Annotated in this window: 11 protein-coding genes; 5 read left to right on the forward strand and 6 right to left on the reverse strand. The window is 71.6% G+C overall.

Features of this window, described 5'->3' with window-relative positions; all coding sequences use genetic code 11:
• Positions 1 to 16: 16 nt before the first annotated feature.
• Positions 17 to 559, reverse strand: coding sequence for a TetR/AcrR family transcriptional regulator (locus ACWEVN_RS27120; RefSeq protein ID WP_452053170.1), 543 nt, complete (start codon positions 557 to 559; stop codon positions 17 to 19).
• Positions 560 to 609: 50 nt separating this feature from the next.
• Between ACWEVN_RS27120 and ACWEVN_RS27125 the strand changes: the two genes are divergently transcribed.
• On the forward strand, positions 610 to 1743 hold the full coding sequence (locus ACWEVN_RS27125; protein WP_452053171.1) for an FAD-dependent monooxygenase: 1134 nt from the start codon (positions 610 to 612) through the stop codon (positions 1741 to 1743).
• On the opposite strand, the gene ACWEVN_RS27130 is transcribed toward ACWEVN_RS27125, so the two are convergent.
• The gene (locus ACWEVN_RS27130; protein ID WP_449686201.1) at positions 1688 to 2362 is read right to left on the reverse strand and encodes a response regulator; all 675 of its coding nucleotides are present in this window, start codon (positions 2360 to 2362) and stop codon (positions 1688 to 1690) included. The two genes, ACWEVN_RS27125 and ACWEVN_RS27130, sit on opposite strands and share 56 nt — an antisense overlap.
• Positions 2359 to 3939: a sensor histidine kinase gene (locus tag ACWEVN_RS27135; protein ID WP_452053172.1), complete on the reverse strand. Its 1581-nt coding sequence runs from the start codon at positions 3937 to 3939 to the stop codon at positions 2359 to 2361. The genes ACWEVN_RS27130 and ACWEVN_RS27135 overlap by 4 nt, the downstream gene beginning before the upstream one ends.
• A 918-nt stretch (positions 3940 to 4857) precedes the next feature.
• Between ACWEVN_RS27135 and ACWEVN_RS27140 the strand changes: the two genes are divergently transcribed.
• Entirely contained in the window at positions 4858 to 5067 is a 210-nt protein-coding gene (locus ACWEVN_RS27140) for a hypothetical protein (protein ID WP_043776570.1), read from the forward strand.
• Positions 5064 to 5828 (forward strand): hypothetical protein, encoded by a 765-nt coding sequence (locus ACWEVN_RS27145; RefSeq protein WP_452053173.1) that lies wholly within the window; start codon positions 5064 to 5066, stop codon positions 5826 to 5828. The genes ACWEVN_RS27140 and ACWEVN_RS27145 overlap by 4 nt, the downstream gene beginning before the upstream one ends.
• Here the strand turns inward: ACWEVN_RS27145 and ACWEVN_RS27150 are convergent.
• Together ACWEVN_RS27150 and ACWEVN_RS27155 are read right to left on the reverse strand one after the other, a co-directional pair.
• The gene (locus ACWEVN_RS27150; protein ID WP_310975808.1) at positions 5810 to 6031 is read right to left on the reverse strand and encodes a hypothetical protein; all 222 of its coding nucleotides are present in this window, start codon (positions 6029 to 6031) and stop codon (positions 5810 to 5812) included. The genes ACWEVN_RS27145 and ACWEVN_RS27150 overlap by 19 nt on opposite strands.
• An 8-nt stretch (positions 6032 to 6039) precedes the next feature.
• A complete protein-coding gene (locus ACWEVN_RS27155; protein WP_449686198.1) occupies positions 6040 to 7164 on the reverse strand; it encodes an anion permease in 1125 nt (374 codons plus the stop codon).
• Between the two features lie 194 nt (positions 7165 to 7358).
• Between ACWEVN_RS27155 and ACWEVN_RS27160 the strand changes: the two genes are divergently transcribed.
• The gene (locus ACWEVN_RS27160; RefSeq protein ID WP_449686197.1) at positions 7359 to 8777 is read left to right on the forward strand and encodes an acyltransferase; all 1419 of its coding nucleotides are present in this window, start codon (positions 7359 to 7361) and stop codon (positions 8775 to 8777) included.
• An 81-nt stretch (positions 8778 to 8858) separates the two neighbouring features.
• Positions 8859 to 9725, forward strand: a complete 867-nt coding sequence (locus ACWEVN_RS27165) for an esterase/lipase family protein (RefSeq protein WP_452053174.1) — start codon at positions 8859 to 8861, stop codon at positions 9723 to 9725.
• On the opposite strand, the gene hutI is transcribed toward ACWEVN_RS27165, so the two are convergent.
• A partial coding sequence (hutI, locus tag ACWEVN_RS27170) for an imidazolonepropionase (RefSeq protein ID WP_452053175.1) occupies positions 9709 to 10758 on the reverse strand: 1050 nt, incomplete at its 5' end. The two genes, ACWEVN_RS27165 and hutI, sit on opposite strands and share 17 nt — an antisense overlap.

Here is a 10758-nt window from a genome sequence, read left to right on the forward strand (position 1 = left end):
GCTCGCGGCGGCGAAGTCACTCCACGCCGATCCCCGCGAGAATCTCCCGGGCGCTCGCTTCCAGCGCGGCCAGGTCGGGGGGCGCCAGGGAGCCCGTCCCCGCCAGCGCGCCGAAGATCGTGCCCTCCATCCAGTCCACCACGATCCTCGCGTGCCGCTCGGGGGCCGACGACCCGGCCGCCTCCAGAGCGGCCGCCGCTTGGCGGCGGATCTGCAACCCGCCCTCGTCGTACACCGCGCGCAACTCCGGCCGCCGCGTGGCCTCCAGCGCGAACTCGTACCGCGCCAGCATCCGCGTCCGTCCCGAAGTGATCGCGTCGAACGCGTAACCCGCCACGAACTCCGCCAGCGAGCCCGAAGACCGCGGCGGCGCCTGGTCCAGCACCACGATCCGCGAAATCGTCAGCTCCAGCAGCGCCGCCCGCGTGCGCGCGTAGTACGACGTCGACCCGACCGGCAGCCCCGCCTCGCGATCCACCGCCCGGTGGGTCAGCCCGCGCATGCCCTCCGCGGCGATCACGGCGATCGCCGCGTCGGCAATCACATCAACCCGTTCCACGCATCGCACTCTACAGGTGTAGAGTGCTCTACAGATGTAGAGGAGGCGCCATGCACGCGATAGTGGTCGGCGGCGGCATCGGCGGACTGGCGGCGGCCGCGGGGCTGCACCGGGTCGGCTGGACGGTCACCGTCTTCGAGAAAGCACCCGGGTTCGGCGACGTCGGCGCGGGCATCTCCCTCTGGCCGAACGCCCTGCGCGGCCTCGACGAACTCGGCGTCGACCTCGGAGCCCGCCTGGCCCCGCAGCGGGAAGGCGGCTTCCGCGACCGGCGCGGCCGCCGGCTCACCCGTTTCGACGCCGCCGAGTTCGAACGCCGGCACGGGCGGCCGCTCGGCGCGATCCACCGGCGGGACCTCATCGCCGCCCTGCGAGACGCGGTCCCCGCCGAGAGCTTGCGCACCGGCGAAGAAGTCACCGAAGTCCGCGAAGACGGCCTCGTCCGCGTCGGCGGCAAAGAACTGCGTGCCGACGTCGTCGTCGCGGCCGACGGCATCCACAGCCGGGTCCGCCACGCGCTCTTCCCGGACCACCCGGAGCCCGTCTACGCCGGCAGCACGGCGTTCCGCGGCGTCGCGCACCTCCCCGGCACCGGGCTGAGCACGAGCTTCGACCGCGGCACCGAGGTCGGCGTCCTGCCGCTGACCGGTGGCGACGTCTACTGGTGGCTCTCGACCCTCGCCGCACCGGGCACCCGCCGGTCCGACCTCGAACCGGCCTTCCGGGGCTGGCACGACCCGATCCCGGCCCTCCTGGCCGCCACCCCACCCGAAGCCGTACTGCACCACGACCTGTACTACCTCGGCACGCCGCTGCCCACCTACACCCGCGGCCGGGTTGTGCTGCTCGGCGACGCCGCGCACGCCATGCCGCCGTTCCTCGGCCAGGGTGGCTGCCAGGCCATCGAGGACGCCGTCGTGCTCGCCCACGCCGTGTCCACATCGGACATCGACGCCGCTCTCGCGCACTACGACCGGCAGCGACGGCCCCGCAGCCAGCACGTCGTCCGCGAGTCGGTCCGGATGGGCAAGCTCGGCCCGCAGCTGACCAACCCGGTCGCGACCACCCTGCGCACGGCCTTGCTGAAGTGCCTGCCGGCCAAGGCCACGGCCCGCGTCGGCGCGGGGATCACGGGGTGGGTGCCGCCGCGTCTCCCCCGACCAGCCCCGCCTCGTACGCCGTGATCGCCGCCTGGACCCGGTTCTTCGCGCCGAGCCGGGTCAGGATGGTGCTCACGTGCGCCTTCACCGTGCCCTCGACCACGAACATCTTCGCCGCGATGTCCGCATTGGACAGTCCGGAACCCAGCAGCGTCAGCACTTCCCGCTCACGCGGGGTCAGTGCGGCGATCCGTTCACGGGCCGCGGCCGCCCGCGCCAGCTGTCCGCCGGAAAGCCGGGCGATCACCCGCTGCGCCACCTTCGGCGAGAGGAACGCGGCCCCGCCCGCAACGGCGTGCACGCCGGCCAGCAGCTCGCGCGGGTCGCCCGACTTGAGCAGGAATCCGCCCGCGCCCAGGCTCAGGGCGCGCTCGATGTAGTCGTCCTCGCCGAAGGTCGTCAGCATGATGACACCGGTCGCGGGCAGCAACCGCCGGATCTCGGCGGCCGCGCCGAGGCCGTCCAGCCCCGGCATGCGGATGTCCAGCAGCACGACGTCGGGATGCGTGGCGAGGACCTCCGAGACGGCCGAGCGGCCGTCGGCGGCTTCGGCAACGACCTCGATTTCCGCGTCCGCGGCGAGGATCGCCGCCACCCCCGCCCGCATCATCGCTTCGTCGTCGGCCAGCACGACCCTAATCACGTTGCCCCCTCGGCGAACCTGTCCTTGGCGACCAGTCTCCCACCGGCGAAACACAGCCGATAGGCGGCGTAGTCGTTGTCGAGCCACGACCTTCCGGTGCCGTAGTACTCGCAGGCGACCCCGGGCACGGCCGGCAACGGCGGCTCGCCCCGGTTCGGGCGAGCGCCGCGCTCACGTTCGGGCAGCTGCGGCGCCACCTCGGCCCGCAGCTGCCCGATCCGCAGCCGCTCGTAGACGCCGGGCGGCAGTTCCGACGAATTCCACAGGTACAGAAAAGCGATCCCGGCGATCCCGAGCACCACCGCGAACAGCCCGAGCGGGACGGCGACCGCCTGGATCAGGCTGCGCCGCACATCCCGCCGGGCCAGCTCGAGCGCCCGGGCCGACGTCGACGGCTCCCCATCGTCATCCGAAGAAGCCCCCGGCTCGGCCGGCTCGGCCGGCGCGGCCCCGTGCGGCAGCATCGCGGCAACGCCGAACCCACCGGCGGCATCGGGCCCGGCCCGCAGCGTCCCACCGACGAGCCGCACGCGCTCGCGCAGCCCGATCAGCCCGACGTGCCCGGAAGCGGCCCCGGGCAACGGCCCGGCGGGCGGCGCGGCGTTGACGACACTGACCTCGGTCCGCGCACCGGAACTGGTCACCCGGACGGTAACGGCGGCCCCCGGAGCATGCTTCGCGACATTCGTCAGAGCTTCCTGCACGACGCGGTAAGCGGCACGAGCCACCATCGGCGGCGCCCCGGCGGTGTCCACAGTGGATTCGATCAGCAACCCGGACGCCCGCGCCCGCGCAATCAGCTCGCCGAGATCCCCCTGCACCGGCTCGACCGGCGCGGCATCCTCCCGCAGCAAGCCGATGATTTCCCGCAACCGCTCGGTCGCCGTCGCAGCACTGGTCCGCAGTTGCGCGGCGGCGTCGCGCTGGGCATCGTCGAGCCCGCTCGCAACCTCCAGAGCGGCGGCCCGGACGGCGATCAGGCTCAGTTCGTGCCCGAGCGAGTCGTGCATATCGCTGGCAATCCGAGCACGTTCCCGCAGCCGAGCCTGCTCGGCGACCAGCCGCTGCCGGCTCTCCATTTCCTCGGCCCGGCGCCAGCCCGTGCGGGCCAGCTCACCACGGACCCGGACGTAACGGCCGAGCAACCACGGCGACAGCCCGGCAAAGACGAGAATCGCGACCATAGCCGCCCAGTCCCCCAGCCCATCCGGCCCGAAGACGAGGGCGACGGGAAGCCCGAGAATCGCAACGGCGGTCCCGGTCAGAATCCCGGGCCGCGCCTGCGGCATCCGCAGCCCGGCTTGGTAGCTCATGGCGACGAGGACGAAGACAACCCAAACGGGCACATGATCGCCGTAGGGAAACGGAACGGCCAACGCCCCGCCCAGAGCAACCCCAAGCGAGACGGCGGGATACCGCCGGGCGGTGACAACAGAGCCGGCGACGACGAGAAGGCCCCCGACCAGCTCCGCGTAGGAACGGGCACCCAGCGTGCTCACGACGACGGTGAAGGCAAGGAACACCCCGAGGGCAACATCGAGCGCCACCTGCCATTTGCGCCTGGTCACCGTCCGCACGAGTCCGAAGCTACAAGCTGTGACGGCGGCCGACCACTGCCGAAAGTCAACCGTCGAGGCTTGCCGCCGAACGCGGGTTGACGCCTCGGGACAGCGCGACACTGGATACCTTCGTGAGCACTGCTCTCGATTCAGTGCACCGCTCACAGGCATTGCGTGAGCAGTGCTCTCACTTCAGAGCACCGCACCGAAGACGGGGAGCAACCGCACCCAACGCGGGCCAGCGTGCGCCGCTAAGCCCCAGCGCGCACCGCTACGCCAGCGCATGCCGCCACACGAGAGCAGTGCTCTCAATTGCGAGCACCCGACCGCGCCCCCACGAGAGCACCGCTCTCGAAACAGAGCACCCCGCGAGTCCGACCCATCGCTCACGGCGCCGGTGAGCAATGCTCTCCTTTTGGAGCACCCCTCAAATCACACATGCCCCGCGCACACATTGCCCGCTGCACGGTGAGCAGTGCTCTCGTTTTAGAGCACCACGCCAGGCGACTCGGGAGCAGTCTCCGGGCGCAGGGCAATGTCCGGGCGCAGGGCAATGTCCGCGGCGGACCCAGGTAGCGACATCGGAAGCGGCGCGAGAGCAGTGCTCTCAATTGCGAGCACCACCTTCACGTTCAACGAGAGCGGTGCTCTCGGAACAGAGCAGCGCTCTCCGATCCGCGCGCCGCCAACAGGCGACAGGTGAGCAGTGCTCTCGAAGTTGAGCACCGCTACTCCTCGAAGCGAGAGCAGTGCTCACAAAGGCGAGCACCGCTTCGTCAAGCAGCGCGCGGACACGAGGGCGGACACTCCCCGACACAGACCCCGCGGGCATCCCACCCCGGCAGACACGGCAGGCGCCCTCCCCGACACGGGTGGCGGGCGTCTCGATGCCCATATCCGCGCAGCCGCGCCCGCTGTGTTGCATGATGATCCACCATGGCCGAGCGCACACTCGCCGATCAGTTGGGCGGCTACCTCCCCGAAGGCATCGAGGCCCTCGAAGAGCACGAGCGGCAGGACCTCGCCAACGCCCTGCGCGACGCGCGCAGGCGGCAAGCGAAAGCGCTCGCCGAAGCAGGCGAAGAAGGTCTTCGGTACGTCCCGGCCCTGCTGCGCGGCGCCGTCCGGAAGGCCGTGGGCCTGTGACACCAGACAAACCCGCCGCGGAAAACTACGCAGCCGAGGCCGAGATCCTCAAGCTCGCCCGCGTCCTCGACGTCGAGCCCACGCGCCTCGCATACCTCGCCCGCGTCGATGCCGATGATCTGCAAGCCTTCCGCGAACAGGTCACCGACACACTCTTCGACGCCAACGCCGCCGCCCTGCAGCGGATGGCTCTCGCCGCGCGGGTTGTGCCCGTCGGGGTGCTCGCCAAGATCGCCGAGAAGGTCTTCGGCCCGCTTCTCTGTGCCCGGATCGCCGGGCTGGTCGACGTCGGGCGGGGCGTCGATGTCGCCAAGCGGCTCAGTCCGCGCTTCCTCGCCGCGGTCGCCGCGGAGCTCGATCCGCGGCGGGCCAGCGCCATCATCAGCCGGATCCCGCTGGACACCGTTCTCGCCGTTGCCGGGGAGCTGGCGCGCAACGAGGACTGGATCACCCTCGGGCGGTTCGTGGGGCACCTGCCCGACCTCACCGTGCGGCGGGCCCTCGAACAGATCGACGACCCGTCGCTGCTGCGGATCGCCTTCGTGCTCGACGACAAGCGCCGCATCGATCACGTCGTCGGCCTGCTTCCGGCGCACCGGCTCGGGCGGCTGGTCACCGCCGCCGGCGGCGATGAAGACCTCTGGGCGCCGGCGCTCGACCTGCTGACCCACCTGAGCGAGGCGCGGCGAAACACCCTGAAACCGATGCTCGCCAGCCTGCCCGAGGGGTTCCGGGATCGCGTTCAGGCGACGATCAAGTAGATCCCGTAGCCGACGATCGCCGCGCAGAGTGCGAAACAGATGACCGCGCCGGCCAGCGGGGCCGAACCCGAGCCGCCCGCCGCTCGGGCCGAGTCGCGCTGCGAGAGGCCGACCACGCCGAACGAAAACAGGCTCGTCAGGACGACGACCGCGCCCAGCGCGACGAGGAAGACGAGACCGAGGGAACCCCAATCGATGTGCACGGCGCTCCTCAGGCGTTGGCCGGCTGGGCGGCCGGCTCGGACTCGGTGATGGAGTGGGCGCCGACCGGGTTGCGCTTCGACGCAAGGTAGATGCCGAGCGCGACGACGACGCCGGCCAGGCCCACCAGCACGGTGCCCCAGGTCCCGAGCGTCGACACCTCGGCGGCGACGGCGCCGACGATCGCCGCGGCGGGCAACGTCAGCGCCCAGGCGACGACCATCTTGCCCGCGACGCCCCAGCGGACTTCGGCGAGCTTGCGGCCGAGGCCGGAGCCGATGATGCCGCCCGAGCAGACGTGCGTGGTCGACAGGGCGAAGCCGAGGTGCGCCGAGGTGAGGATGACCGCCGCGGCGCTGGTCTCCGCCGCGAACCCTTGCGGCGTCTGGATTTCGGTGAGCTTCTTGCCCATCGTCTGGATGATCCGCCAGCCGCCGAGGTAGGTGCCGAGCGCGATGGCGAGGCCGGCGGTCAGGATCACCCAGATCGGCGGGCCGGAGTTCGGCGCGAGCGAGCCGGACGCGATCAGCGTCAGCGTGATGACGCCCATGGTCTTCTGCGCGTCGTTCGTTCCGTGCGCGAGGGACACCAGCGACGCCGAGGCGATCTGGCCGGCCTTGAACGTCCGGCCGACCGTGTCCTGCTTCGCGCGCGCGGTGATCCGGTACACGAGGAAGGTGCCCAGCGTCGCGACGATCCCGGCGACGATCGGCGAGGCGAGCGCCGGGATCAGCACCTTTTCGACGACCTTCCCGAAGTGGACGGCGTCGGAGCCCGAGGCGATCCAGGTCGCGCCGATCAGCCCGCCGAACAGCGCGTGCGACGAACTCGACGGCAGCCCGATCAGCCAGGTCACCAGGTTCCACACGATGGCGCCGACGAGCCCGGCGAAGATGATCACCGGTGTCACCTTCGTGTCGTCGACGATCCCGCCGGAGATCGTCTTCGCGACCTCGACCGAGAGGAACGCGCCGACGAGGTTCAGGACGGCCGAGACGGCGACGGCGACTCTCGGTTTGAGGGCCCCGGTGGCGATGGAGGTGGCCATCGCGTTGGCGGTGTCGTGGAAGCCGTTGGTGAAGTCGAAAGCCAGCGCCGCGACGATCACCACCAGCACGATCAGCGAGAAGTCCATGGGCGGCCCACTTTCGTTGCTGTTCGTTAGCAACGCTACTGATCGACAGGGACGGCTCCGATCCCGGTCGTGTGACGGCTTACTGAACTCTCCGTGAACCAAGGTGAGGAGAACCCCACCAAGACTCGGTGGTGCACCGCACTGTGCCCGCCCGCCTCACCTGGAATCGTCGAAACCGGGCGAAAGGGGCCACGATGAACAAGCTGGGGTGGGCGGTCGTCGCGACCGTCGGGTCGGCGGTGCTGTTCTTCTTCGGTACCGGCTTGGATCCGGTGCCCGAACTCGCTTGGGCGGCGCCCCTGCCGATCCTGCTGCTCGCGCCCCGCGTGCCCGGCGCGGCGGCGATGGCGTGCGCGTTCGCCGCCTACCTCGCGGGCAGCGCCGGCAGCTGGAGCTACTTCTGGCACTCGCTGTCGGTCCCGCGCCCCGCCGCGATCGCGATCCTCGGCGGCAGCGCGCTGTTGTTCGCCCTGGCCACGGGCCTGTTCCGGCTGCTGGTCCGCCGGGGTCACGGCTTGCTCGCGGCGATCGCCGCACCGGCGTTGTGGACGGTCGTCCTCTACGTCGTTTCGCTGCTCAACCCGACCGGCGTGATGGACACGCTGATGACGACTCAGGCCGACCGGCCGGCCGTGCTGCGGCTCGCCGCGGTGACCGGCGGCTGGGGTGTCGAGTTCCTGGTGCTGTTCGTCCCGGCCGCCGTCGCCGCCGCGCTCGCCCCGCGGGTCCGCGGCCTCGCGCGAGTGGCCGGGCTGGTCGTGACCGCCGCGGTGCTGGCCGGCCTCGTCGTCTGGACCACACCGCCCCTGGCCGGGCCGTCGACGCGGGTCGCCCTGATCGCCATGGACAAGGGTCCCTGGGCGGCCGACGTCGGCACGTTCGAAGGCCGGACCACCGTCCAGACCTATGTGAACGAGATCGAACGGGTGCCCGACGGCGTCCAGGCCGTCGTGCTGCCGGAAGCCGCTTTCGCGGTGGACCAGACCAGCCGGCCGCGGCTCGTCGACGCCTTCACCGAAGTCGCCCGCAGCCGGAACCTCGACGTCGTCACCGGCGTCATCGACACGACGCCGGACGGCCGGTTCAACGCCGCGCTGGCGATCCCGCCGTCGGGCCCGCCGGTGGAATACCGCAAGTGGCACAACGGAGATTCGCCGAACCTCGCCTCCGGCTCCCAGCTCGCGCACCTCGCCGGGGTCGGGCTGATGGTGTGCATGGACGTCAACTTCGCCGACCCCAGCGGCGAGTACGGCAAGGCCGGCACCGGCCTGGTGCTCATCCCGGCGTCCGATGAGGACGTCGACGGCTGGGCACACAGCCGCACGGCGCTGATCCGCGGCGTCGAGAACGGCTTCTCGGTGGCGTGGAGCGCGGCTCGCGGGACGCCGATGCTCTCGGACGCCCAGGGCCGCGTACTGGCCGACGCCCACACCGGCGGCCGTCCGTTCACCGTGGTCGTCGCCGACGTCCCGATCGGGCCGGGGAAGACGCCGTACGCCCGCTTCGGCGACTGGTTCGCGTGGCTCTGCGGGCTGATCGCGGTGGCCGGGATCGCGGTGGCTGCTCGCCGGCCGTCGTTGTCACCCGTCACAACGAACACCGGGCAACTCTGAGCGTTTTCCCAGGTCGTCTCCAGCGGTATGTGACCGATCATGATCTGCGTCACGTACTGACGGGTAACTGGAGGCAACGGAATGCGGGTCACCAACGGCGGTGTCAAGCGAACCCTGGCCGTGCTCGCCGCGGCGCTCACCTTCGGCGCGGTCGCGCCGTCGATCGCCGAAGCGGCTCCGAGCAGCGGCTGGAACGACTGGGGCTGCCGTCCGTCGGCCGCGCACCCGGAGCCCGTCGTGCTGGTGCACGGCCTCGGCGCGAACGACACCGTCAATTGGTTCTTCCACGCGCCGAAGATCGCCGCCCAGGGCTACTGCGTCTTCTCGCTGACGTACGGCACCGGTATCCTCGGCCCGGGTGTCGGCGGGCTCGCGTCCATGCGGGACAGCGCGGCGCAGCTCGGCCGGTTCGTCGACCGCGTCCGCGCCACGACCGGGGCGGCGAAGGTCGACATCGTCGGCCACTCCGAAGGCAGCACGATGCCGGCGTACTACCTGAAGTTCGGCGGTGGCGCCGCCAAGGTCGCCCGCTTCGTCGGCTTCGGCGCCAACTACCGCGGGACGACGCTCGGCGGCCTCGACGCGCTGGCCAAGGCCCTGCTCACGTCCGTGCCCGGCCTCGCCGCGGTCCTGCGCACGGCGTGCGGCGCGTGCTCGGAGTACCTGGTCCCCTCGGCGTTCCTGGACGACCTCGCCCGCGGCGGCGTCCACGTGGCCGGGCCGACGTACACGAGCATCGTGAGCCGGTACGACGAGGTCGTGACGCCGTACACGAGCGGGATCCTGGGCGAGCCGGGCACGACGGACATCGTGCTGCAGGACTTCTGCGCGTCCGACGCCTCCGGCCACCTGAGCCAGGCGATCGACCCGAACGTCACGGGCCTGATCCTGCACGCACTGGACGCGTCCTACACGCCGGCGTGCACGCCGTTCACCCTGCCACTCTGACCCCGGCCCGCCACACCGCGCGGGTCAGCGGCACGCCCGGGCGATAGGCCAGGTGCGTCACCGAGGGCGCGTCGAGCACGTGGACGTCCGCCCGCGCGCCGGGCCGCAGCACACCCACGTCGTCACGGCGCAGCGCCTTCGCCCCGCCCGCCGTCGCGGCCCAGACCGCCTCCTCGATCGTCATGCGCATCTGGAGCACGGCCGTCGCGACGCAGAACGCCATCGACGTCGTGTACGAGCTGCCCGGGTTGGCGTTGCTGGCCAGCGCGACCGTCGCGCCCGCGTCGAGCAGCCGCCGCGCCGGCGCCAAGGGCTGCCGGGTCGACAAATCGCAGGCGGGCAGCAACGTCGCCACCGTCTCGGAGGCCGCCAGCGCTTCGACGTCGGCGTCCGAAAGGTACGTGCAGTGGTCGACGCTCGCCGCACCGAGTTCCACCGCGAGCCGGACGCCGGGTCCCTCGCCGAGCTGGTTGCCGTGCACCCGCAGGCCGAGCCCGCGCTGGGCGGCCGCCTTCAGCACCCGCGCCGACTGGGCCTCGTCGAAGGCACCGGTCTCGCAGAAGACGTCCGCCCAGCGCACGCTTTCCGCCACCGCGTCGAGCATTTCGCCGCAGACGAGGTCCACATAGGACTCGGCGTCGGCGCCGGGCGGGACCAGGTGCGCGCCGAGGAAGGTGACCTCGTCGGCCACCTCGCCGGCGATCCGGGCGCTGCGGGCTTCGTCGGCGACGGTCAGCCCGTAGCCCGTCTTCGTCTCCAGGCAGGTCGTTCCCTGCCGGGCCGCCTCGTCGACGTGGTGCCGCAGGTTCGCCGCCAGCTGCTCGTCCGACGCCTCCCGCGTCGCGCCGACCGTGATCGCGATTCCCCCGGCGGTGTAGGGCTTTCCGGCCATGCGCGCCTCGAACTCGGCGGTGCGGTCACCGGCGAAGACGAGGTGCGTGTGGCTGTCGACCCAGCCGGGCAGCACCGCGCGGCCGCCGACGTCGACGCGTTCGTCGGCCGCCGGGGCGCTGGCCGCCGGGCCTGCCCAGGC

The organism is Amycolatopsis sp. NPDC003861 (assembly GCF_053605405.1).